Genomic DNA, 23318 nt, shown 5'->3' with positions numbered 1-23318 from the left:
CCTTACGGTGTGCGAATCACCGCTGGTAGATCACTCCATCGGCATTACCAGCGGATCGGGGTACTGGTACTCAAACCCCAGCTCATTGCAGATACGATTGCCATCCACAATCTTGCCCTGACCGCCGTCCGGACTGTCGCTAAACACCGGCGGCGGCAGCCCCAGCTCGCGGGCCATCTGCGGATAAAAGAGGCCGCGCGCCGGATGACGGGGCGCACATAGATTATAGATGTGCCCGCCCTTCGGAGCCTGCAACAGCAGTTCGATAGCGGCCACCACATCCTGCAAATGCACCAGATTGACCACGTGCTGGCCATCCGGCGCCGACTTACCGGCAAAAAAACGTCCCGGATGACGGGAAGGCCCCACCAGCCCGGCCAGGCGCAAAATATCCACCGACGTCCCGGGCAGGTTGTGCAACCAGTCCTCCAGCTCCTTGAGCACCTGCCCACTGGCGGTTTGCGGCAGACGCGGGGAGTTCTCTTTCACCGTGCCGTTGACGTTGCCATACACCGAGGTGGAACTGGTGAAGACGATCCGTGGAATATGGTGCGCCAGCGCGGTATCGACAATCTCCTGCACCGCCTGCAGATAAAACCCTTCCCCTGCCCCGGTACGCCGGGCCGGCAGGGTGATTACCAGCGCATCGACGTTCATCAGCGCGTCGAGGTCCTCGGTATCACAGACCAGCTGCGGCTCCAGGCGCAGCGGATAGCTGTCGATCCCGCACATCCGCGCCGCCTCCACGCCATCCTGCGTAGTTTTACTGCCGGTGACCTGCCAGCCTCGCGCCGTCAACGACAGCGCCAGCGGCATCCCCAGCCATCCCAAACCGACTATCGCGACCTTTTTCATCCCAGGCTCCTGACTCATTCGCTGTGCTGATTACAGGCTACGCCAGCCAGCGGCAACTGACAATTTCTTCGCTCAATGTGAAATGAATTAATGATAGAAAAAAGCCCTTGCTTTCTGCGGCGGAAGTGGTTTAGGTTAAAGGACATCAAATGCATAGTCATTCACAGAGAATTTATATGAACCGCGTTCAATTTAAACACCACCATCATCACCATCATCCTGACTAGTCTTTCAGGCGATGTGTGCTGGAAGACATTTGGATCTTCCAGTGGTGCATGAACGCGCAGAGAGCCCCCGGAAGATTCGCTTCCGGGGGCTTTTTTTTGGACCAAATTCGGACAGATTCAGACAGGTATTCAGAGGAAAAGAACAATGTTAGACAACAGCCGTTTACGCATAGCTATTCAGAAATCAGGCCGTTTAAGCGAAGATTCACGCGAATTACTCAGCCGCTGCGGCATTAAAGTCAATTTGCACACCCAGCGTCTGATTGCGCTGGCGGAAAATATGCCAATCGACATTCTGCGCGTGCGTGATGACGATATCCCGGGCCTGGTGATGGACGGTGTTGTCGACCTCGGCATTATCGGCGAAAACGTGCTGGAAGAAGAGCTGCTCAGCCGCCGCGCCCAGGGCGAAGACCCGCGCTACTTCACCCTGCGCCGTCTCGACTTCGGTGGCTGCCGCCTGTCGCTGGCGACCCCGGTGGATGAGGCCTGGAATGGCCCGGCGGCGCTTGACGGCAAACGCATCGCCACCTCTTATCCGCACCTGCTGAAGCGCTACCTCGATCAAAAAGGCATCTCCTTTAAGTCCTGCCTGCTGAACGGCTCCGTGGAAGTGGCACCGCGCGCCGGCCTCGCCGACGCCATCTGCGACCTCGTCTCCACCGGCGCCACTCTGGAAGCCAACGGCCTGCGCGAAGTGGAAGTGATCTACCGCTCCAAAGCCTGCCTGATCCAGCGCGACGGCGAAATGGCCGACGCCAAACAGCAGCTGATTGACCGCCTGCTGACCCGTATTCAGGGCGTGATCCAGGCCCGCGAGTCGAAATACATCATGATGCACGCCCCGACCGAACGCCTGGAAGAAGTGGTGGCCCTGCTGCCGGGCGCCGAGCGGCCGACTATTCTGCCGCTGGCAGGCGACAAGCAGCGCGTGGCGATGCACATGGTCAGCAGCGAAACCCTGTTCTGGGAGACCATGGAAAAACTGAAGGCGCTGGGCGCCAGCTCCATTCTGGTGCTGCCGATTGAGAAGATGATGGAGTAATCGGCCAGCCGGTCACGGGACACACAGGGGAATACAATCATGAGCTTCAACACAATCATCGACTGGAACGGCTGTAGTGCAGACCAACAACAGCAACTCTTAACGCGCCCGGCGATTTCCGCCTCCGGCAGCATCAGTAAAACGGTGGCGGAGATCCTCGATAACGTCAAAGCCAACGGCGACGCGGCGCTGCGCGAATACAGCGCGAAGTTTGATAAAACCACCGTCGCCGCGCTGCAGGTGAGCGAGGCGGAGATCGCCGCCGCCGGCGAGCGCCTCAGCGACGAGCTGAAGCAGGCGATGGCGGTGGCAGTGAAAAACATCGAGACCTTCCACAATGCGCAACAGCTGCAGGCGGTAGATGTCGAAACGCTGCCGGGCGTGCGCTGCCAGCAGGTTACTCGCCCTATCGCCTCCGTCGGGCTGTATATTCCGGGCGGCTCGGCACCGCTGTTCTCCACGGTGCTGATGCTGGCGACGCCGGCGCGCATCGCCGGCTGTCAGCAGGTGGTGCTCTGCTCGCCGCCGCCGATTGCCGATGAGATCCTCTATGCCGCGCAGCTGTGCGGCGTGAAAACCATCTTTAACGTCGGCGGCGCGCAGGCCATCGCCGCCCTTGCCCTCGGTACCGAGTCGGTGCCGAAGGTGGATAAAATCTTTGGCCCGGGCAACGCTTACGTCACGGAAGCCAAACGTCAGGTCAGCCAGCGTCTGGACGGCGCAGCCATCGACATGCCGGCCGGCCCGTCGGAGGTGCTGGTAATCGCCGACAGCGGCGCCAACCCGGACTTTGTTGCCTCCGACCTGCTGTCGCAGGCGGAACACGGCCCGGACTCGCAGGTGATCCTCCTGACCCCGGATGCCGACATGGGCAGCCGCGTCGCCGAAGCCGTGGAGCGCCAGCTGGCCGCCCTGCCGCGCGCCGAAACCGCCCGCGTGGCGCTCTCCGCCAGCCGGATCATCGTGGCCCGCGACCTGGCGCAGTGCGTGGCTATCTCCAACCAGTACGGCCCGGAGCACCTGATCATTCAGACCCGTCAGGCCCGCGAGTTGGTGGACAGCATCACCAGCGCCGGTTCGGTTTTCCTCGGTGACTGGTCACCGGAATCCGCGGGCGACTACGCCTCGGGCACCAACCACGTCCTGCCGACCTATGGTTACACCGCCACCTGCTCAAGCCTCGGTCTGGCCGACTTCCAGAAGCGGATGACCGTGCAGGAGCTGTCGCGCGACGGTTTTGCCGCCCTTGCCTCAACGATTGAGATCCTGGCCGCCGCCGAGCGCCTTGACGCCCACAAAAACGCCGTAACGCTGCGCGTTGCCGCCCTGAAGGAGCAAGCATGAGCATTGAAGATTTAGCCCGCGCCAACGTCCGCGCGCTGACCCCGTATCAATCCGCTCGCCGACTGGGCGGCAAAGGCGATGTCTGGCTCAACGCCAACGAATTCCCTACCGCCGTAGCCTTCCAGCTTACCGAGCAGACGCTGAACCGCTATCCGGAGCCGCAGCCGAAGGCCGTGATTGAGAGCTACGCCCGCTACGCCGAGGTCAAACCGGAGCAGGTGCTGGTCAGCCGCGGCGCCGACGAAGGCATCGAGCTGCTGATCCGCGCCTTCTGTGAGCCAGGCGAGGACGCCGTGCTCTACTGTCCGCCGACCTACGGCATGTACAGCGTCAGCGCCGAGACCATCGGCGTCGAATGCCGTACCGTGCCGACGCTGGCCGACTGGCAGCTCGACCTGCCGGGCATCGAAGCGCAGCTGGACGGCGTGAAGGTGGTCTTCGTCTGCAGCCCGAACAACCCGACCGGGCAGATTATCGACCCACAGTCGATGCGCGATCTGCTGGAGATGACCCGCGGCAAAGCCATCGTGGTCGCCGACGAAGCCTACATTGAATTCTGTCCGCAGGCGACGCTGGCCGGCTGGCTCAGCGACTATCCGCACCTGGTGGTGCTGCGCACGCTGTCCAAAGCCTTCGCCCTGGCCGGCCTGCGCTGCGGCTTCACCCTCGCCAACGCCGAGGTGATTAACGTGCTGCTGAAAGTGATCGCCCCGTACCCGCTCTCCACGCCGGTGGCCGATATCGCCGCCCAGGCCCTGAGCCCGGCGGGGATCGCCGCGATGCGCCAGCGCGTGGCGCAGATCCTTGACGAGCGCCGCTACCTGGTGGAACAGCTGCACGGCATCGCCTGCGTAGAGCAGGTGTTCGATTCCGAGACCAACTATGTCCTGGCGCGGATAACCGCCTCCAGCGCAGTGTTTAAATCTTTGTGGGATCAGGGCATTATCTTACGTGACCAGAATAAACAACCTTCATTAAGCGGCTGTTTGCGTATCACTATCGGTACCCGTGCCGAGAGCCAGCGCGTGATTGACGCCTTGACTGCGGAGAATGTATGACCCAGAAGTATCTCTTTATTGACCGTGACGGCACCCTGATTTCCGAACCGCCGGAGGATTTCCAGGTGGACCGCTTCGACAAGCTGGCGTTTGAGCCGCAGGTGATCCCGGCGCTGCTTAAGCTGCAGCAGGAAGGCTATAAGCTGGTGATGATCACCAACCAGGATGGTCTGGGCACCGACAGTTTGCCGCAGGAGGCGTTTGATGGCCCACATAACCTGATGATGCAGATTTTCGCCTCGCAGGGCGTCAATTTCGAAGAGGTGCTGATTTGTCCGCACTTCCCGGGCGACAACTGCGCCTGCCGCAAACCGAAAACGCAGCTGGTGCTGCCGTGGCTGGAAGAGGGTGTGCTGGATAAAGCCCACAGCTATGTGATTGGCGACCGGGCAACCGACCTCGAGCTGGCGGATAACATGGGAATTATCGGCCTGCGCTATGACCGCGAAACCCTTGACTGGCCGACCATCTGCGAGCAGCTGACCCGTCGCGACCGCTATGCCCACGTCGAGCGCATCACCAAAGAGACCCAGGTGGACGTGAAGGTGTGGCTGGACCGCGAAGGCGGCAGCAAAATCCACACCGGCGTCGGCTTTTTTGACCATATGCTCGACCAAATCGCCACCCACGGCGGCTTCCGCATGGAGGTTAACGTTGGCGGCGATCTGTACATCGACGATCACCACACCGTGGAAGATACCGGCCTGGCCCTCGGCGAAGCCCTGAAGCTGGCCCTCGGCGACAAGCGCGGCATCAACCGCTTCGGCTTCGTGCTGCCGATGGACGAGTGTCTCGCCCGCTGCGCGCTGGATATCTCCGGCCGTCCGCACCTGGAATATAAGGCGGACTTCACCTATCAGCGCGTCGGCGATCTAAGCACCGAGATGGTGGAACACTTCTTCCGCTCGCTCTCCTACACCATGGCGGTGACCCTGCACCTGAAAACCAAGGGCAAGAACGATCACCACCGCGTGGAGAGCCTGTTCAAAGCCTTTGGCCGTACGCTGCGCCAGGCGATCCGCGTCCAGGGCGATGCCCTGCCGTCTTCCAAAGGGGTGCTGTGATGAATGTGGTGATCCTTGATACCGGCTGCGCCAACCTCAATTCGGTGAAATCGGCGATTGGCCGCCACGGTTATGAGCCGGTGGTCAGCCGCGATCCGGAAGTGGTATTGCGTGCCGATAAACTGTTTCTTCCCGGCGTCGGCACCGCCCAGGCGGCAATGGATCAGCTGCGCGACCGCGAACTAATCGACCTGATCAAAGCCTGTACCCAGCCGGTGCTGGGGATTTGCCTGGGCATGCAGCTGCTCGGCAAGCGCAGCGAGGAGAACAACGGCGTCGATCTGCTGGGCATTATCGAGGAAGAGGTGCCGAAGATGACCGACCACGGTCTACCGCTGCCGCACATGGGCTGGAACCGGGTGTATGCCAAAGCGGGCGATCGGCTGTTCCGCGGCATTGAAGAAGGCGCGTATTTCTACTTCGTGCACAGCTACGCCATGCCGGTCAATCCGTACACCATCGCCCAGTGCAATTACGGTGAGGCGTTCACCGCTGCGGTGCAGAAAGATAACTTCTTTGGCGTGCAGTTCCACCCGGAGCGCTCCGGAAGCGCCGGGGCGCAGCTGCTGAAAAACTTCCTGGAGATGTGATGATTATTCCTGCTTTAGATTTAATCGACGGCACCGTCGTTCGTCTCCATCAGGGCGATTACGGCCAGCAGCGCGACTATGGCAGCGATCCGCTGCCGCGCCTGCAGTCCTATGCCGCTCAGGGGGCGGAAGTCCTGCACCTGGTCGACCTGACCGGGGCGAAGGATCCGGCGAAACGCCAGATCCCGCTGCTGAAATCGCTGGTCGCCGGGGTTGACGTCCCGGTACAGGTTGGCGGCGGCGTGCGGACCGAAGCGGATGTCGCGGCTCTGCTTGAGGCCGGCGTCGCCCGCGTGGTGGTCGGATCCACCGCGGTGAAGTCACCGGAAGAAGTAAAAGGCTGGTTTAAACGCTTTGGCCCTGAACGGCTGGTGCTGGCGCTCGACGTGCGCATTGACGCCGACGGCAACAAGCAGGTGGCGGTCAGCGGCTGGCAGGAAAACTCCGGCGTGACGCTGGAGGAGCTGGTGGAAAGTTATCTGCCGGTCGGCCTGCAGCACGTGCTGTGCACCGATATCTCCCGCGACGGCACGCTGGCGGGCTCTAACGTCTCGCTGTACGAGGAAGTCTGCGCCCGCTACCCGCAGGTGGCGTTTCAGTCATCCGGCGGCATCGGCGCTCTCAATGATATTGCCGCCCTGCGCGGCACCGGGGTGCGCGGCGTGATTGTCGGTCGCGCGCTGCTGGAAGGAAAATTCAACGTAACGGAGGCCATTCAATGCTGGCAAAACGGATAATCCCCTGCCTCGACGTCCGCGACGGCCAGGTAGTGAAAGGCGTACAGTTCCGTAATCACGAGATCATTGGCGACATCGTCCCGCTGGCCAAGCGCTATGCCGACGAAGGGGCCGACGAGCTGGTGTTCTATGATATTACCGCCTCCAGCGACGGCCGGGTGGTCGACAAGAGCTGGGTATCGCGGGTGGCGGAAGTAATCGATATTCCTTTCTGCGTGGCGGGCGGGATCAAGTCGCTGGAAGACGCGGCGCAGATCCTCTCCTTCGGCGCCGATAAGATCTCGATTAACTCCCCTGCTCTCGCCGACCCGACGCTGATCACCCGTCTTGCCGACCGCTTTGGCGTGCAGTGCATTGTGGTGGGGATTGATACCTGGTTTGATGCACAGACCGGCAAGTATCACGTCAACCAGTATACCGGCGACGAGAGCCGCACCCGGGTGACGCAGTGGGAAACTCTCGACTGGGTGGAGGAAGTGCAGAAGCGCGGCGCGGGTGAGATCGTGCTCAATATGATGAACCAGGACGGAGTGCGCAACGGCTACGACCTGCAGCAGCTGGCGAAGGTCCGCGCGGTGTGCCACGTCCCTCTGATCGCCTCCGGCGGCGCGGGCACTATGGAACACTTCCTCGAAGCTTTCCGCGACGCCGACGTTGACGGCGCACTGGCGGCCTCGGTATTCCACAAACAGATTATTAATATTGGCGAACTGAAAGCGTACCTGGCGGCACAGGGCGTGGAGATAAGGGTATGTTGACTGAACAGCTGGACTGGGAAAAAACGGACGGCATGATGCCGGCCATCGTGCAGCACGCCGTATCCGGCGAAGTGCTGATGCTGGGATACATGAACAAGGAGGCGCTGGAGAAAACCGAAGCCACCGGCAAGGTCACCTTTTACTCGCGCAGCAAGCAGCGGCTGTGGACCAAGGGTGAAACCTCGGGCCACGTCCTCAATGTAGTGAGCATCACGCCGGACTGTGACAACGATACGCTGCTGGTGCTGGTAAACCCGATCGGGCCGACCTGCCACAAAGGCACCACCAGCTGCTTTGGCGAAACCGGCCACCAGTGGCTGTTCCTCTATCAGCTGGAGCAGTTGCTGGCTGAGCGCAAGCACGCCGACCCGGAGAGCTCCTACACGGCGAAGCTGTATGCCAGCGGTACCAAGCGTATTGCGCAGAAAGTGGGGGAAGAAGGCGTGGAGACCGCGCTGGCCGCCACGGTGAACGACCGCTTCGAGCTGAAGAATGAGGCGTCGGACCTGATGTATCACCTGCTGGTGCTGCTGCAAGACCAGGGGCTGGATCTCGGGGAAGTGATTGATAATCTAAGAGCACGGCATAAGTAATAATAACAAAGGGAGGTGTTAATATACCTCCCTGCAAAACTTTTCTCGTTAATCAGGAGTATCTCTCTGCATCTAAAATAAGCATGAATTATTGATAAAAATACTACATTTTCTTCACGATTAACGCTTTGATTAACCTTAAGGGTCTTGTAACTTTCCATGACAATGATGAAATGAGAGCTGAATAGCGTTGAGCAGCGTCATTTAATTCATTTTGTAGTTTAGTTAATTGCTCTTGTTGTTTCTGATACTCGGTCTCTAAGTATGCATTTCGCTCCATCAGCCTATCAATACGTTCTTTTTTCTCTGCAACGGACACACTTAGCTCATCAATTTTTTGCTCCCTGGCTTTAAGCACTAGATCCTGAGAAGCAATACTGGCTTGCAACTTCTCTGTAGATGAATTAGAGGATTCAAGCTCATGTAATACCCGATCTTTTAACGAGAAAAGATACTCTTCTGGCGTTAACCGAACCAGGCGATGGTGTGCCGCTTTGATAAAATCATCATAAAAATCGCTTTCATCAATATCCAATGAGGTGATGAATTCACGTGAAGCAGTGAATAAAGAATCAAACGCCGGACCAGAAATCGTATTTAAATTCCACTCAAGAAAAGTCACTGCATAATTATTAAAGTCTCTACCCCGTGAAGGCAACAAGTGCTGTGAGTCAATAAAGGAATAGAGAGCACGTAGCGCATCAAGAGCACAGTGCCAGGATTTCTCTCTGGTCACCGATAATGAACCACTGCGGTTAATGGAATGAGAAATCAAGATCTCATCCAGGAACGCCATTCTTTTGGCAAGTAGCATAAAAGCGCTAACAAAAAATAAATCATTAGTCGTTCTTAAATCCTGGAATTGTAAACCAGTATCCAGTATAGCCTGGCGCCGGAAAAGCTTATCCCAGGGCCACCAGATAAATGCACCAAAGAAATTATGAGTGATCTCATCTGATGAAAATAGTTCTTTTTGAGGAAGTAAATCTACGCGCACGGACCATGGCATTGGTGCATATGAATGGGTTTGTAGATCTAAAGACTGGCATCGGCAGATAACCGCATCGGCTTGCAGCAATACAGCATGATCATACATCCGTTTGAGCATATTAGCATCGGGGTAATCGTCATCATCAAGAAAAATGATATATTCGCCACTTGCTATTTTTAATCCCATGTTACGTGATGCACCGGCACCGATATTCTGCGAATTATTTAAAAGACGTATCCGCGGGTCATTAGCGGCAAAGGACTGCAGTAGCTTTAACGTATCATCAGCCGAATTGTCATCAATAATGATGACTTCAATATCCTGTAACGATTGCGATAAAATGGAACTAAGCGTATCAGATATATATTCTGCAGCATCGTGCACAGGTATCACAACAGAGACCAGTGCACTTGAAGATCTTTCAGACATTTGATCGCCTCCCAAGTGACACGTTACAGTAATTTTAGTTAATAATATACTTTAAAAATTTGAAGGTAAAGAAACAGAAACTGGCAACTAATAAAAACGGATAACCGTTTGATCGACAACTATCCTTCGACCACATCATGATAAGTCTTTAGCGTTTTACTAATAATCATCCCACTCGAGAATTTATCCTGAATACGCTTACGTCCTTTAATACCCATTTCAACGCGTGCTTTAGGATTGCTAAGCAAAAAGGCAAGTTTATCAGCCAACTCTTCAGGTGAATTGCTTTTAACAATAATTCCATTATCGTTATCAATAATAAGGCTATCACAACCACCGACATCATAAGCAATACAAGCGCGACCCACAGAAGATGCTTCCAGAAGAATTCGCGGAACACCTTCAGAATAAACTGACGGCAAAGCAACGATATTTGATTGCTCAATAAGATCGCAAACGTTATTCGAACGACCTAACCAGTTAATTAATCCTTGCTGATGCCAATTTTCAATGACCTGAAGGGAAATTGCATCTTTATCATTTTCGACCAGAATGCCTGCAACATTCAAAGTAAAGTGAATATCCTTACTGCGTAATATTTTCTTCGCTTCAATTAAGTCGCCCAGTCCTTTACTCCACAACATACGACTGGCAAACAATACAACAGGGACATCGTGATCCTGTTCAAGAGAATATTTGTATATCTCTGGATTAATGCCTGCGCCATCAATAACAATCGTCTGTTGTTCTTCGAGTCCAACCAACTTAGCCAGTTTTTTTCTGTCTCGATCATGTTCAAACATAAATATACAGCGCTTATTGTTGGCTATATATTTATATGCGGCAATAGTAAACTTTCGCAATAATTTTAAAGGCATGCTGTCTGAAGAAAATACTCTTCCAAGCCCAACAAAACTTACGATGACCGGTAGATTAAATTTCTTCGCCAGCACGCCACCAATCAAACATGGCTTGATAGTGATGCAATGTAAAAGATCCGGCTTTATATTTTTAATGATTTTTTGTACATGATGGTAAGTACGAAAGAAAACTAATGCATTAAAAGATTGAGCATCAAGAGTAACATTATGGCAAATAAAGCCAAATGTTTTGAATTTATTTATTATGTTGTCATCGATAAAATGGCTGATGATGTGAATCTCATAACCTGCATCACGGGAGGCGATGGCACGATCGATCCAGTGTAAATCGAAGTACCAATCCGAATTTATGAAATAACACAATTTTCTCATTGCTATGCCCACTTAATGATACTTACCACTAATACCTTTTATGCCATGTGAAATCCCACGAAGAATAAATTTCATATAGGAATATTTTTGACGTTGCCATGGCAGGATTAATATATATTTTAGGATGCGTATCGCTATCGCTGAATTGCTATACACGGCATTTTTCTGGAATATTTTCTTCGACAGGATCAAATTACGGCATAGATAGTAAACCTTCCATTCAGGTGCAATAAGTTTGCCCTGAATACTCACATCATGATAGAAAAGCAACTCCGGGCTATACATAATTTGCTCACCAGCTAATGATAGCTGATAGCCAAAGTAAAGATCATCAAAGTAGATAAAAAGCTGTTCATGGATGTGGTCAAGACTGGTCGCGAGCAGATCACGATGTATGACCATCCCAACAAATGAAACCGTTTGTACGAACATAGAACGATTAGCTGCCGGGATAAACTCTCCAGGGTAGCGTAAATAGCGTATAGTGTCGCCAAGGGAGGTTGGTACACGCGAGAACGGCATATTCATCGGACACGGTTTTCCTTGCGGATCTTTCACCAGTCCACTAAATACCCGACATCCCTGCTTATCCAGCTGTGAAAAGGACTTCAACGTGTCTGGATACGGGTAAGCGTCGTCATCGTAGAAAAATACCCAATCACTTGCCAGCTGTTCACAGATATACTGACTACCGGTTTTAAAGCCCCCCGCCCCACCGGTATTCTCGGTGAGGGTTAATACAATGACTCGTGTATCAACAATTGACGAAAGCCATGCTTGGGTCCCATCCGTGGACCCGTTATTGACAATAACAATATTAGTGAATTCAAGTTTGAGGGTCTCTTCAACGGTTTTTTTCAGTTTGCCGAGACGATTGAATGTCACTATCAATGCCGTATATTTCATCGTACAGAAACCGTAAACACAGGCATTGGCTGATTTTCAGTGAGTGAATTTAAATAGACTTCTGCCGTTTTCAATGCTTCGGCGATGGTCACATCCATGTCGAGGTAACGGTAGGTTCCAAGACGACCGACAAAAGTGATATTGGTTTCATTCTCGGCCAGTGACAAGTATTTTTCAAGAAGGGCCATCTCTCCCATCTGGCGAATAGGATAGTAAGGAATATCATTTTCTTCACAAGCACGGCTATACTCTTTATAACAAACAGAGCCGTCGTGTTGTTCCCAGGGAGAAAAATATTTATGTTCAGTGATGCGAGTATAGGGCACATCCACAGAACAATAGTTCATCACTGCGCAACCCTGGTAATCACCCTGATAGGTAAACTTCTTAAAATCTAATGTTCGATAGCCCAGACGGCCATATTGGTAGCCATAAAACGCATCTAATGGACCGCTATAGAATACGTGATCGTAATGAGTTCGCTCTTCAACGATAAATTCCCGCTGTAAGTCAACCTTGATATTCTCATGATTGAGAATGGACTTAATCATCTGCGTATAACCACATTTCGGCATACCCTGAAATTTGTGGTTAAAATAATTATCATCATAGTTAAAACGAACAGGAAGACGTTTAAGAATAGATGCCGGCAGTTCCGAGGGTTGCATCCCCCACTGTTTAATCGTATAGCCTTTAAAAAAGGCCTCATATAACTCTTTACCAATAAAGCGTAACGCTTGCTCTTCAAAAGTTTGTGGATCAGCAATAGTGCTATCCCCTTTCTCAGCAATGAGCGCTCTGGCCTCATCAGGCGAACACGTTTTTGAGAAAAACTGATTGATGGTATGCAAATTAATAGGCAGGGAAAATACCTGACCATTAACTGTCGCTTTAACCCGGTTCACATAGGGCATCATCTCTGCATGCTCGGTGACATAGTTCCACACTGTTTCATTGTCAGTATGGAAAATATGGGGCCCATAAACATGTACCATAACATTCGTTTCAGCGTCCCGAGCATCATAGGAATTTCCCCCAATATGATCACGCTGATCGATAATATGGACTTGATGTCCCTGCTCAGCAAGCTGGCGACCAATAACTGCACCAGAGAAGCCTGCACCTACGATCAATATTTTTTTACTTTTCATCTGTTGTCTCTTTTATTATCCAAGAATAGCACGGCGTACTTTGTAATAATATTTAGTCATCATGTTTCTTCTTGGCGTGCCTATTGGTGCATATTTATTAACATAAGGCATCAGTACGTTCTTGATTTTGGTCTGGAACAAGATTTGTTGTTGCGGCTCGCTATGGGTTAAACCAATCGAAGCCGCTAACGACATCTGTCGTTTATAGATTTCCATCTCCCATGGAGTGTTAGCGATGTTTTCAATAAAGTCGTCATAAAAATCGACTTTTTCGGTATTCCATGGTTTGTTCTCACCCGCATAATGAATCATTTTAGGCTGCTTGCGAGCGGCTAAAAATTTCATATACGTTGCAAACTTAAGATTAGGAAAGAAATCATCCGTGTTGCCATTACCATGATAAACGTTCCACTCTAATGGCAAAAATGTGACTCGAGAGTAGAATACTTTATTCATGATATCCTGGTCGAGGAACCAGTATTTTTTTGCCTTTAATACCCGCATTAATTCAGCAAAGGTATTTTCTTCGACCATTTGTTTGACATTAAAAACAATAATGCCCGCCTGAAAATACTCATCAGGGTTATTCATGTTTAAGGTTTTTTGTAAATATTCGCCTGCCGGCATAACGCCATCATCTGATGCCGACATTGCAGAAAATTTTACAAAACCTTCCATGACGATATCCTTGACCGCTGCAACTAAATTGTTGCCCAGAGGGATATCAAGAAGTTCACCCAGGTCAGCCTTTACAACGGTATCTGAATCAATAAATACGACTTTATCGTATCGTCTGAACAGTTGAGGAATAAAAAGACGGGCATACGTTGATGCGCTAAAATGCGCTCGAGTATGCACACCATTTATTTCAGTGAAGGCATTAACGTCAAAAAAACGAAGAGAAATATTCGGATGCGCAGAGGTTAGATTTACTAACCGCATTTTATTCAAATAGCTAACTTTGTTTTCAAGTACGACGATATCATAATTTTTATTTTTGTCCGCATGCCGGACAATTGAATTAATTAACGCGCCACCGCTGATTGCATAATTATCATCGAAACTGATAACCACTGGAACCGCAGAATCAAAAACGGGCTTCAGTGCACCATTGAATGTTTCATTGCTAACAAAGGTACGCTGTAATTCTTTTACCTTAAGCTCACCATCTTGTTGCAACTTAATAATGTAGATATTAAACAGCCGTTCGGCTATATGCCCAATAACGCGTTTTTCCTGAGCATTATAATTGTTCATCGAGATGGCATCTTCGAGATTATCCAGAATGGAAAAGAGCCACTCAGAATAGTCAACAAAAATATCTTTGCGCATGACAAACATATTAGTGTAATAGCCATCACTGGCATCATTGAATGTTTTTATTGCCGTGCTATATTCTGGATATAGTTTTTCAACGATGGCAATGGCAGCCTGATAATCACGAATGTGTAAGTATTCACCTCGTTCATAGTGATCATAATTGTTTTTACTTCCCGCCGCGGTGACAGACCATTTTTTGGGCAGTAAGATATCAATACCGTCAACACACCGTTGAATTGTTTCTTCGTTTAATCCAAAGGTCTTCTCATACTCTTCATCAATGCATGGATGGTTCACGACCCCCCAGGTATCCTCAGAAAAATTTTGTTTTTCGGAAAAATTAAGATGACGGCGATAGTGCATAAAACCGACATAGTCGGCCAGCTCTTCGTTTTTCCAAACCCAATAATGCGCAGTCAGTTCGCAATAAAACGGATTCTTAAAGGAAATATTATCGCCAGTGTCATCTCCTGGGCAACCAATCTCATTATAAGAATTGGCTTTGCCGACATGCAGAGGTTTGATAATTGTAGCATTGAGAAAAGCACTAGGCTTATGGTGGCTGGTATAGATTTTAACGCTATTGTTCATTATATTACCCAATGATTAAGCCATTGCTTGCTTGTACAGTTCAATGATTCGCTCTGCAGACCCCACTTCCCTGAGTCTATGATTTTCGATCCAGATGACTCTGTCGCAGATTTTTTCAACGTCATTCATATTGTGGCTAACAAACAGTATCGTCACGCCTCTTTTCTTAAAATCTCTGATGGTCTGAATGCATTTAGCCTGAAAAGCAATATCACCTACTGCCAGAACTTCATCAATAATTAAAATATCCGGTTCAACCTGACTGATGACCGAAAAACCTAACTTAGCTAGCATTCCGCTTGAATATACTCTGATAGGCTCGTCGATGAATTCTCCCAGTTCCGAAAATTCAATAATACGATCCATACGTTGCTGGACCTCTTTGCGCCGCAGCCCCAGCAGGGTTGCATTCAGGTAAATATTCTCACGCCCGGTAAGCTCCGGATGAAAGCCTCCCCCGAGTTCAAGCATCGATGCTACCCGTCCTTCAGTGGTGACGGTTCCCTTAGTTGGCTTAATCACCCCGGCAACCAGGCCAAGCGAGGTACTCTTTCCTGCCCCGTTACGTCCAATCAGGGCAACAGCCTCACCTTTTCCCACAGTAAAGGATACGTCTTCGATAGCTAAATATTTCCGTCCCTTCAGCAACTGAAGAGCGCGCTTCGGATGGAAGACTAAGTCTTTGATTCCTGAGCCAATATGATGGTACAGAGGATACTCTTTTGTAACATGACTGAAGTTAATAACTGGGTGCATTACAAGATCTCTGCAAATCGATATTTTAATTTATTGAAAATAGACAAACCAACAACCGTCAGAATGATACCCGTAAAATAGAGTATTGAAATATACTCATAATTCAGAGTCCCATTCATAAATAAATCGCGCCAACTAAGAATCATACTCGCTAGCGGATTGTAGGTAATTATCCAGCTGAATTTTTCCGGAATCATATCAGACGCATATAAAATCGGCGTACAATAAAACATCAACATAATCCCCAGACTGACAAAGCGCTCCAGGTCACGGAAAAACAGGTTCAACGTTGAAAAGATGATTGAAACACCAAAGGTGAAAATCACCTGGCCAATAGCAATGAGTGGTATACCCCAAACCCAGGACAAAGACGGCGTCATGCCATAAACAAAAAGAAAAACGACAATAACCGGTATGGTGCACAGAAAATGCAAACCCTCCATCATCACATTACTTAGCGGAATCACGGACCGGGGAAAAACTGTCTTCTTGATAATTTGAGCGTTAGCAATGAATGAAAATAATGAGTTAGTGGCCGAACTGGCAAACCATTGCCATGGGAACAAACCGGTAATGAGGAAAACCGTATAATTTGGAATTTGTACTCTCATTACAAGCTTAAATATAAAATAATAAATCATGGCAAAAAGCAATGGATTTGCTACTGACCACAAATATCCTAGCATGCTGCTCTTATAGCGCACTTTTAGATCTTTATTTGTTATCACAACAAGCAAATCAAATAAATACCCTAAATTGTACTTCATTTTTATACTCATAAATTATTCTACAAATATCCACTGAATGAGTTAGTCATACCAGGTCTACCTCGCCGATCCTGCCAGGCTCAACAATCGAGAAACTGACTGCTTTGTGCTGCGGGCAAAGTTTATCAGGTCAACAGCCATTCATCGACTGCAACCGATGTTTTGAATGAAAAGGCAAGCAACACCCGGCCTCATGCTTGACAAAAACCCTTTTAATTCAATAAATTAATAAATTTCCTTATGCTTTCTTCCACGCTACCGCCATTGGCTATCGCAACCAAAATGCGTGATCCACCGAGTTTTTAGCGCTCACATCCGTTCAAACCGCGCGGTAGATGGCATTGCTGTTCAGTACAGCCCTGCATCTCGTTACCTTAGCTACAAAAAGGCATTACTCTGGCGTTTCCCTTCCGCGTTAGCTATCAGGACTTTCTCATTTCCGCAAGTAGCATGCCTGGCCTGGCACTCCCCCTCACCTGCTCATCACGCCTTTACATTCAAAAGAACCATCTAAGGACAGCATGAAATTCTGAAATAATTTCTTGCATCTTAATAACAACTTTTCGTGATGATTTATCCAGCAATACCTAAGCCTGCTAAATAGAACGGCAGCGTATTATAACTCTGCAAGTAAGGAATTAAAGTAAAAATCCGGTTCATGGCTTTTTCAATGTAAAAATGGACACACTTTAGACGATAACATGGCATTATCGCTAAATAGGCCCCCTGGAAACATACACACCTGGCTAAGCCAAGGTTACAATCTTTACTCTACGATGCCAGGCTGTGTCTAAAACCTCGAAATACTCGGTAAAACCGAAATAAACACCTAACCCATTGTTTATAATTGTTTTTAATCTTCTGAATGGCTTAATGACTTTCTAGAATGATAATTAATTACATGACATTCAACCTCTGACGCCGCTGTTTACAGGTACTTGCCTATCTTGTCATGGCAAACCAAGTGATCCCAACCGCAAGCCAGTGTAAAATCAGCCCTTATGTAAATCGGGATATCCACACCCGGAGGAAAAATATGAAGTTTTTGGTCACTGGAGCCGCAGGTTTTATCGGCTTTCATATCGCGCAGCGCCTGTTGAAAGAAGGGCATGATGTTGTCGGGATCGACAACATGAATGACTATTATGATGTTAGCCTGAAACAGGCTCGTCTGGATCGTCTGGCATCCCCGGCATTTCATTTCCAGCAACTGGATCTTGCCGACCGTGAGGGGATGGCAAAGCTCTTCGCCGCAGAACAATTTGACCGCGTGATCCACCTTGCGGCCCAGGCCGGCGTACGCTACTCGCTGGAAAATCCGTATGCCTACGCGGATGCTAATCTGATGGGTTATCTGAACATTCTGGAAGGCTGCCGTCATACCAAGGTGAAACACCTGGTCTACGCCTCCTCCAGCTCGGTTTATGGCCTTAACCGTAAAATGCCGTTCTCCACCGAAGATTCCGTCGATCATCCGGTCTCCCTGTATGCCGCCACCAAGAAAGCCAATGAGCTGATGGCGCATACCTATTCCCATTTGTACAGCATCCCGACCACCGGGCTGCGCTTCTTTACGGTTTATGGTCCGTGGGGACGCCCGGATATGGCGCTGTTCAAGTTTACGAAAGCGATGCTGGAAGGGAAAAGTATCGACGTTTATAACTACGGCAAAATGAAACGTGACTTCACCTATATCGACGATATCGTCGAAGCGGTGCTGCGTGTTCAGGATGTGATCCCGCAGGCCAATGCCGACTGGACCGTTGAGAGCGGTTCCCCGGCGACCAGTTCCGCACCGTATCGGGTGTATAACATCGGCAATAGCTCGCCGGTGGAACTGATGGACTACATCACCGCCCTGGAAGAGGCGCTGGGGATGGAAGCGAAAAAGAATATGATGCCGATCCAGCCGGGCGATGTCCTCGATACTAGCGCAGACACGCAGCCGCTGTATGACCTGGTGGGCTTTAAGCCCCAAACGTCAGTGAAGGAAGGCGTGAAGAACTTCGTGGAATGGTACAAGGATTACTATCAGATCTAATCCCCCTGCCCTGCCGCAATCGTCAGGTTGCGGCAACTTCTTGCAGCTACTCTGCATACCCTTACGTTATGTGAATCAACTGCAGCTGCATTACGTTATATATAATATTTTATGCTATAGCGTATTTTTTTACCCTTTAGTTGACCTAACTGAAACCAGTTTCATCCAACCTTTGTTGAAAAAGCAAATCTCCGCATGCCACAGTACTGCACTTCGGCTGTATCCATGCCGTTTCCAATCCAAAAAGTAGCATGAAATACTGAGTAATAAAAAACATTACACTCTGTAGGAATTTTCCTAAATCCAGGATATGTTAGAGCAAGCCATGCTACAGCACAAAACTGGCGCATTGCTTATCAAACTAATAATTTAATCAACATACGCTATGTGGTAGATATTATGGAAAACCTATTTTTCTTAGTGGTGGCTGCCATACTACTTGCTATTTCCGTTTATTTCTTAATTTCTTATTTAAAAGACAGAAAAAAAACGAAACTGACGTTTAATAAACGCAAGTGGTAAGGCTGGCCTCATATTACAATGACATTAAGATAACATTAAGAGATAAAATAACTGTATGACAGAATGACTATTCATTCTGCGATTTGCCATGGCACAAAAGCATGAGAAAAGCACTTTTGGCTGGCCATGCTCATCATTTTTCCTGCACACAGAAATAACAAAAGCCTGCATTGCAGGCTTTGTTTTACCTCCCGGCGCTTATCTCCGGCATCTACATCACAGTGACGGTAGCTCTTCACAAGGTAAGTTTAACTTATCGGACCTGTTCTGCGCCCGCAACGGGTTTCGTACAAGATCGTAATGTCCATCACAATTTATTGAGGTTAATCTGAATGTGCGAGAAATACGCGTAGTGAGGGATAGAGCGGGGAGATAAAGAAGCATACTGGCGGCAGGGAGCCGCCAGTGTCAGACCGGCAGAATTAATCGTTGCCAAACAGATCGCGGGTGTAAACCTTATCCGCGACATCCGCCAGCTCTTCCGCCATACGGTTAGAGATGATCACATCCGCCTCTTGTTTGAAGGCAGCCAGGTCGCGCACGACGCGAGAGTTAAAGAACTCATCTTCCTGCATTACCGGTTCATAGATAATGACCGGAATACCTTTCGCCTTGATGCGCTTCATAATGCCCTGAATGGAAGATGCACGGAAGTTGTCCGAACCACTCTTCATGATCAGGCGATACACACCCACCACTTTCGGCTTACGAGCGAGAATAGAATCTGCGATAAAGTCTTTACGGGTACGGTTGGCATCGACGATAGCCGCGATGATATTGTTCGGGACCGATTCGTAGTTCGCCAGCAGCTGCTTGGTGTCTTTCGGCAGGCAGTAGCCGCCATAGCCAAAGGACGGGTTGTTATAGTGGTTGCCAATACGCGGATCCAGGCATACCCCTTCGATAATCTGCTTGCTGTTCAGCCCCTGGCTTTCTGCATAGCTGTCAAGCTCGTTGAAATAGGCAACGCGCAGCGCCAGATAAGTGTTAGCGAACAGTTTGATCGCTTCCGCTTCGGTAGAGTCGGTAAACAGGGTCGGGATATCCTGCTTGATCGCGCCTTCTTTCAGCAGATCAGCAAAACGTTCGGCACGCGCAGAGCGCTCACCGATAACAATACGCGACGGATGCAGGTTGTCGTAAAGCGCACGGCCTTCACGCAGGAACTCAGGAGAGAAAATAACATTATCAATCCCTAAACGTTCTTTGATGTCGCGGGTGAACCCCACCGGGATGGTCGATTTAATGATCATCACCGCTTTCGGGTTGATCTCTGTGACATCGCGAATAACCGCTTCCACCGTAGAGGTGTTGAAGTAGTTGGTTTTTGGATCGTAGTCGGTCGGCGTCGCAATGATCACGTAGTCGGCATTACGATAGGCGTCTTGCTTATCCGTGGTGGCCCGGAAATTTAACGGTTTTTCTGCCAGATATTCCTGAATCTCTTTATCGACAATCGGAGAGATCTTCTGGTTAAGCATATCCACTTTGGCCTGTACGATATCCAGAGCCACCACTTCGTGGTTTTGCGCAATCAGGACACCGTTCGATAAACCAACATAACCTGTACCGGAAATAGTAATTTTCATGAGATTACACTTTAATCAGTTAACTGGAGAACGATAAGTAGTCATGGAATGAATTAGTTAGTAATATCCGTACTAAATATAATAATCCATAAATACACAAAAAGGCTAATTAACAAAACAGGAAGTGTATAAAGCACTCAAATTATAAGGCCCTGTCAAAATCAGGGCCTTAAATTTAGTCAAACATATAAATTAATCCAACCATTCGGTGTGGAATACACCTTCTTTATCGGTACGTTTATAGGTATGCGCACCAAAGTAATCACGCTGAGCCTGAATCAGGTTAGCTGGCAGAACTGCGGAACGGTAGCTATCGTAGTAAGCAATTGCGGCAGAGAACGTCGGTACCGGAATACCATTCTGTACGGCATACGCCACGACATCACGCAGCGCCTGCTGATAGTCATCAGCGATCTGCTTGAAGTATGGCGCCAGCAGCAGGTTAGCAATGCCAGCGTTTTGCGCATAAGCATCTGTGATCTTTTGCAGGAACTGCGCACGAATGATGCAGCCAGCGCGGAAAATCTTGGCGATTTCACCGTAGTTCAAGTCCCAGTTGTACTCGTCAGAAGCAGCGCGCAGCTGAGAGAAACCCTGCGCATAGGAAACGATTTTACCGAGGTACAACGCGCGACGAACTTTCTCGATAAATTCAGCTTTATCACCGGCCGGCTGAGCCTGCGGACCACTCAGCACTTTCGAAGCGGCTACACGCTGGTCTTTAAGAGAAGAGATATAGCGGGCAAACACGGACTCAGTGATCAAGGACAGAGGTTCACCGAGATCCAGTGAGCTCTGGCTGGTCCACTTACCGGTACCTTTGTTTGCGGCTTCATCAAGGATGACATCGACGAGGTATTTACCCTCTTCATCCTTCTTAGTGAAGATATCTTTGGTAATGTCGATCAGGTAGCTGCTTAACTCGCCTTCGTTCCATTCGGTGAAAGTTTGCGCGAGCTCTTCGTTAGAGAGCGCCAGACCGCCTTTCAGCAGCGCATACGCTTCCGCAATCAGCTGCATGTCACCATACTCAATGCCGTTATGCACCATCTTCACATAATGGCCCGCACCGTCAGCGCCGATATAGGTCACACATGGCTCACCGTCTTCAGCCACCGCCGCGATCTGCTTCAGAATCGGAGCAACCAGTTCATAGGCTTCTTTCTGGCCACCAGGCATGATGGAAGGCCCTTTCAGAGCGCCCTCTTCGCCGCCGGAAACCCCAGTACCGATAAAGTTAAAACCTTCGGCAGACAGTTCACGGTTACGACGGATGGTGTCCTGGAAGAAGGTGTTGCCGCCATCAATGATGATGTCGCCTTTATCAAGGTAAGGCTTCAGGGAATCGATGGCGCTGTCGGTGCCAGCCCCCGCCTTCACCATCAACAGGATACGACGTGGTGTTTCGAGGGATTCAACAAACTCTTGTACTGTGTAGTAAGGAACAAGCTTCTTGCCTGGGTTTTCGGCAATCACTTCTTCGGTCTTTTCACGGGAGCGGTTGAAAACGGAGACGGTATAACCACGGCTTTCGATGTTCAGCGCAAGGTTGCGCCCCATCACTGCCATACCGACAACCCCGATCTGTTGCTTAGCCATCTATAAACTCCTGCTACAAAATATATTTAAAGTAACCTACCGTACTATATGCAAAAATAATATAAATTAAATAATCGTAAACAGCAAGCATAATCAAAAGCAAAAAAAAGCTTGTAAATTCAGGTCAAAGACATAAGTGTATAATTTACAACTTGATTAAACGATGAAAAGAAAATGCCAACCAAATGAATTTAGGCAAATTAAACTTAACGAGCATATATATTATTCGATTTTGGAATGATAGTGTTTTAATGTCTATTTTCCCTAAATTATTTCTAACAAAAGTAAAATCTTTTATAAATAAGCTATTTATTTCTTTGTACGGCAAGGTGCTGATAGACAAGTTTCTACATCGATCCTTCAAAGCAATAATATATCTATTGTGAATATCTGGATAGTCGATCCCTTTCAATCTGCATAGGTCATTTACTTTTGAAATACCATACTTGAAATACTCAAACGAATCAGGTAAATAACGCTTAGTTAAAGAGTTGGCACTATCAGTATTATATTGATAAAGAGAGGAACGAAATGCGGCCACGTTATTTGATACTTCAAGAAAGGAAATGTTAAAACGAAAATCCTCTCCCATGTTAATACCTTCTTCAAAATGCAAGTTGTTTACTTTAATCAGTTTTGTTTTGTAAATTTTATTCCAACATGGTTGGATCAAACCTGACGTATATAACATGACAAAATTATTTAAAAGAGAAACATCTCCCTCTAACTTATGATCGTTTATTTTGGAACAATTACCATTATTATTTATGAAATTAAATAAAATCAAATCTGGATCATTCAATGATTTAACATCATTTAAAAAAGAATTCAAAACATCAGAATAAAACCAATCATCACAATCAAAAAAAGCCAAATATAGTGAGTCAGAACTTATATTATTCAAACCGACATTTCTTGCAGAAGATACACCACCATTACTTTTATTTACCAACCTTACATTGGTGCTTTGCTGCGAGCTTATAAAATCCCGAATCAGTAACTCAGTTGAATCATTTGAACCATCATTAACTAGTATGACTTCTATAGTTTCAAGGTCTAGCTCTTTTATATTATTAAGTAGATTAGGAACATGCAACTCGGCATTATAAAGAGGGATTATAATTGAAAGCAT

General features: G+C 48.9%; 22 protein-coding genes and 1 other annotated feature. Of the genes, 11 read left to right on the top strand and 11 right to left on the bottom strand.

Features of this window, described 5'->3' with window-relative positions; genetic code table 11:
- Positions 1–30 precede the first annotated feature (30 nt).
- The gene (locus LGL98_RS08380) at positions 31–855 is read right to left on the bottom strand and encodes an SDR family oxidoreductase (protein ID WP_023317560.1); all 825 of its coding nucleotides are present in this window, start codon (positions 853–855) and stop codon (positions 31–33) included.
- Positions 856–1031: 176 nt separating this feature from the next.
- Between LGL98_RS08380 and hisL the strand changes: the two genes are divergently transcribed.
- The 9 genes from hisL to hisIE all read left to right on the top strand — a co-directional run bounded on the left by hisL (position 1032) and on the right by hisIE (position 8271).
- Positions 1032–1082: a his operon leader peptide gene (hisL, locus tag LGL98_RS08375; protein ID WP_004899375.1), complete on the top strand. Its 51-nt coding sequence runs from the start codon at positions 1032–1034 to the stop codon at positions 1080–1082.
- Positions 1058–1180 (top strand) — a sequence feature (His leader region). (Overlaps the previous gene by 25 nt.)
- Positions 1181–1227: 47 nt before the next feature.
- Positions 1228–2127: an ATP phosphoribosyltransferase gene (hisG, locus tag LGL98_RS08370; protein ID WP_136032901.1), complete on the top strand. Its 900-nt coding sequence runs from the start codon at positions 1228–1230 to the stop codon at positions 2125–2127.
- A gap of 39 nt (positions 2128–2166) precedes the next feature.
- Positions 2167–3471 (top strand): histidinol dehydrogenase, encoded by a 1305-nt coding sequence (gene hisD / locus LGL98_RS08365; protein ID WP_136032899.1) that lies wholly within the window; start codon positions 2167–2169, stop codon positions 3469–3471.
- Positions 3468–4529, top strand: a complete 1062-nt coding sequence (hisC, locus tag LGL98_RS08360; protein ID WP_136032897.1) for a histidinol-phosphate transaminase — start codon at positions 3468–3470, stop codon at positions 4527–4529. Before hisD ends, hisC begins: the two co-directional genes overlap by 4 nt.
- The gene (gene hisB, locus LGL98_RS08355; RefSeq protein ID WP_014343297.1) at positions 4526–5593 is read left to right on the top strand and encodes a bifunctional histidinol-phosphatase/imidazoleglycerol-phosphate dehydratase HisB; all 1068 of its coding nucleotides are present in this window, start codon (positions 4526–4528) and stop codon (positions 5591–5593) included. Before hisC ends, hisB begins: the two co-directional genes overlap by 4 nt.
- Positions 5593–6183, top strand: coding sequence for an imidazole glycerol phosphate synthase subunit HisH (hisH, locus tag LGL98_RS08350; RefSeq protein ID WP_002912227.1), 591 nt, complete (start codon positions 5593–5595; stop codon positions 6181–6183). The genes hisB and hisH overlap by 1 nt, the downstream gene beginning before the upstream one ends.
- Positions 6183–6920, top strand: coding sequence for a 1-(5-phosphoribosyl)-5-[(5-phosphoribosylamino)methylideneamino]imidazole-4-carboxamide isomerase (hisA, locus tag LGL98_RS08345; RefSeq protein WP_032442120.1), 738 nt, complete (start codon positions 6183–6185; stop codon positions 6918–6920). Before hisH ends, hisA begins: the two co-directional genes overlap by 1 nt.
- A complete protein-coding gene (hisF, locus tag LGL98_RS08340; protein ID WP_017899707.1) occupies positions 6902–7678 on the top strand; it encodes an imidazole glycerol phosphate synthase subunit HisF in 777 nt (258 codons plus the stop codon). Before hisA ends, hisF begins: the two co-directional genes overlap by 19 nt.
- Positions 7672–8271, top strand: a complete 600-nt coding sequence (hisIE, locus tag LGL98_RS08335) for a bifunctional phosphoribosyl-AMP cyclohydrolase/phosphoribosyl-ATP diphosphatase HisIE (RefSeq protein WP_032442119.1) — start codon at positions 7672–7674, stop codon at positions 8269–8271. Before hisF ends, hisIE begins: the two co-directional genes overlap by 7 nt.
- A gap of 103 nt (positions 8272–8374) precedes the next feature.
- On the opposite strand, the gene LGL98_RS08330 is transcribed toward hisIE, so the two are convergent.
- The 7 genes from LGL98_RS08330 to rfbA all read right to left on the bottom strand — a co-directional run bounded on the left by LGL98_RS08330 (position 8375) and on the right by rfbA (position 16435).
- A complete protein-coding gene (locus LGL98_RS08330) occupies positions 8375–9691 on the bottom strand; it encodes a glycosyltransferase family 2 protein (protein WP_136032895.1) in 1317 nt (438 codons plus the stop codon).
- A gap of 119 nt (positions 9692–9810) precedes the next feature.
- Positions 9811–10956 carry a glycosyltransferase family 4 protein gene (locus LGL98_RS08325; RefSeq protein WP_168435349.1) on the bottom strand — a complete coding sequence of 382 codons (1146 nt, stop codon included), beginning with the start codon at positions 10954–10956 and terminating at the stop codon, positions 9811–9813.
- The gene (locus LGL98_RS08320; protein WP_136032886.1) at positions 10957–11850 is read right to left on the bottom strand and encodes a glycosyltransferase; all 894 of its coding nucleotides are present in this window, start codon (positions 11848–11850) and stop codon (positions 10957–10959) included. It abuts the gene before it with no gap.
- The gene (rfbD, locus tag LGL98_RS08315; protein WP_136032884.1) at positions 11847–13001 is read right to left on the bottom strand and encodes a UDP-galactopyranose mutase; all 1155 of its coding nucleotides are present in this window, start codon (positions 12999–13001) and stop codon (positions 11847–11849) included. The genes LGL98_RS08320 and rfbD overlap by 4 nt, the downstream gene beginning before the upstream one ends.
- Before the next feature lie 15 nt (positions 13002–13016).
- A complete protein-coding gene (locus tag LGL98_RS08310) occupies positions 13017–14912 on the bottom strand; it encodes a DUF4422 domain-containing protein (RefSeq protein WP_136032882.1) in 1896 nt (631 codons plus the stop codon).
- A 15-nt stretch (positions 14913–14927) separates the two neighbouring features.
- Complete coding sequence (gene rfbB, locus LGL98_RS08305) at positions 14928–15668, bottom strand: O-antigen export ABC transporter ATP-binding protein RfbB (RefSeq protein WP_032442110.1); 741 nt, start codon at positions 15666–15668, stop codon at positions 14928–14930.
- Positions 15668–16435: an O-antigen export ABC transporter permease RfbA gene (gene rfbA / locus LGL98_RS08300; RefSeq protein WP_002912373.1), complete on the bottom strand. Its 768-nt coding sequence runs from the start codon at positions 16433–16435 to the stop codon at positions 15668–15670. The genes rfbB and rfbA overlap by 1 nt, the downstream gene beginning before the upstream one ends.
- Positions 16436–17471: 1036 nt before the next feature.
- Between rfbA and LGL98_RS08295 the strand changes: the two genes are divergently transcribed.
- Together LGL98_RS08295 and LGL98_RS08290 are read left to right on the top strand one after the other, a co-directional pair.
- A complete protein-coding gene (locus tag LGL98_RS08295) occupies positions 17472–18476 on the top strand; it encodes an NAD-dependent epimerase (protein WP_226651826.1) in 1005 nt (334 codons plus the stop codon).
- A 399-nt stretch (positions 18477–18875) separates the two neighbouring features.
- Complete coding sequence (locus tag LGL98_RS08290; protein ID WP_032409012.1) at positions 18876–18998, top strand: small membrane protein; 123 nt, start codon at positions 18876–18878, stop codon at positions 18996–18998.
- A gap of 422 nt (positions 18999–19420) precedes the next feature.
- On the opposite strand, the gene ugd is transcribed toward LGL98_RS08290, so the two are convergent.
- From ugd to LGL98_RS08275, 3 genes are all read right to left on the bottom strand, one after another.
- The gene (ugd, locus tag LGL98_RS08285) at positions 19421–20587 is read right to left on the bottom strand and encodes a UDP-glucose 6-dehydrogenase (protein WP_226651824.1); all 1167 of its coding nucleotides are present in this window, start codon (positions 20585–20587) and stop codon (positions 19421–19423) included.
- Between the two features lie 192 nt (positions 20588–20779).
- On the bottom strand, positions 20780–22186 hold the full coding sequence (gene gnd / locus LGL98_RS08280; RefSeq protein ID WP_226651822.1) for an NADP-dependent phosphogluconate dehydrogenase: 1407 nt from the start codon (positions 22184–22186) through the stop codon (positions 20780–20782).
- 145 nt (positions 22187–22331) lie between these two features.
- Positions 22332–23318 carry a glycosyltransferase family 2 protein gene (locus tag LGL98_RS08275; RefSeq protein ID WP_226651821.1) on the bottom strand — a complete coding sequence of 329 codons (987 nt, stop codon included), beginning with the start codon at positions 23316–23318 and terminating at the stop codon, positions 22332–22334.

Origin of the sequence: Klebsiella africana (genome assembly GCF_020526085.1) — a bacterium.
In the GTDB taxonomy this organism is placed as follows: domain Bacteria; phylum Pseudomonadota; class Gammaproteobacteria; order Enterobacterales; family Enterobacteriaceae; genus Klebsiella; species Klebsiella africana.
The sequence above is the reverse complement of the archived record's forward strand: the minus strand, read 5'-3'. Positions and strand labels throughout refer to the sequence as shown.

Bases quoted from the DNA above. Each gene is read 5' to 3' on its own strand.
- gnd (WP_226651822.1), bottom strand. From the start codon at position 22,186: ATGGCTAAGCAACAGATCGGGGTTGTCGGTATGGCAGTGATGGGGCGC.
- hisH (WP_002912227.1), top strand. From the start codon at position 5,593: ATGAATGTGGTGATCCTTGATACCGGCTGCGCCAACCTCAATTCGGTG.
- LGL98_RS08275 (WP_226651821.1), bottom strand. From the start codon at position 23,318: ATGCTTTCAATTATAATCCCTCTTTATAATGCCGAGTTGCATGTTCCT.
- LGL98_RS08330 (WP_136032895.1), bottom strand. From the start codon at position 9,691: ATGTCTGAAAGATCTTCAAGTGCACTGGTCTCTGTTGTGATACCTGTG.
- hisIE (WP_032442119.1), top strand. From the start codon at position 7,672: ATGTTGACTGAACAGCTGGACTGGGAAAAAACGGACGGCATGATGCCG.
- LGL98_RS08295 (WP_226651826.1), top strand. From the start codon at position 17,472: ATGAAGTTTTTGGTCACTGGAGCCGCAGGTTTTATCGGCTTTCATATC.
- rfbD (WP_136032884.1), bottom strand. From the start codon at position 13,001: ATGAAAAGTAAAAAAATATTGATCGTAGGTGCAGGCTTCTCTGGTGCA.
- hisD (WP_136032899.1), top strand. From the start codon at position 2,167: ATGAGCTTCAACACAATCATCGACTGGAACGGCTGTAGTGCAGACCAA.
- hisA (WP_032442120.1), top strand. From the start codon at position 6,183: ATGATTATTCCTGCTTTAGATTTAATCGACGGCACCGTCGTTCGTCTC.
- LGL98_RS08290 (WP_032409012.1), top strand. From the start codon at position 18,876: ATGGAAAACCTATTTTTCTTAGTGGTGGCTGCCATACTACTTGCTATT.
- ugd (WP_226651824.1), bottom strand. From the start codon at position 20,587: ATGAAAATTACTATTTCCGGTACAGGTTATGTTGGTTTATCGAACGGT.
- LGL98_RS08320 (WP_136032886.1), bottom strand. From the start codon at position 11,850: ATGAAATATACGGCATTGATAGTGACATTCAATCGTCTCGGCAAACTG.
- LGL98_RS08380 (WP_023317560.1), bottom strand. From the start codon at position 855: ATGAAAAAGGTCGCGATAGTCGGTTTGGGATGGCTGGGGATGCCGCTG.
- hisC (WP_136032897.1), top strand. From the start codon at position 3,468: ATGAGCATTGAAGATTTAGCCCGCGCCAACGTCCGCGCGCTGACCCCG.
- hisB (WP_014343297.1), top strand. From the start codon at position 4,526: ATGACCCAGAAGTATCTCTTTATTGACCGTGACGGCACCCTGATTTCC.
- rfbB (WP_032442110.1), bottom strand. From the start codon at position 15,668: ATGCACCCAGTTATTAACTTCAGTCATGTTACAAAAGAGTATCCTCTG.
- LGL98_RS08310 (WP_136032882.1), bottom strand. From the start codon at position 14,912: ATGAACAATAGCGTTAAAATCTATACCAGCCACCATAAGCCTAGTGCT.
- hisG (WP_136032901.1), top strand. From the start codon at position 1,228: ATGTTAGACAACAGCCGTTTACGCATAGCTATTCAGAAATCAGGCCGT.
- rfbA (WP_002912373.1), bottom strand. From the start codon at position 16,435: ATGAAGTACAATTTAGGGTATTTATTTGATTTGCTTGTTGTGATAACA.
- hisF (WP_017899707.1), top strand. From the start codon at position 6,902: ATGCTGGCAAAACGGATAATCCCCTGCCTCGACGTCCGCGACGGCCAG.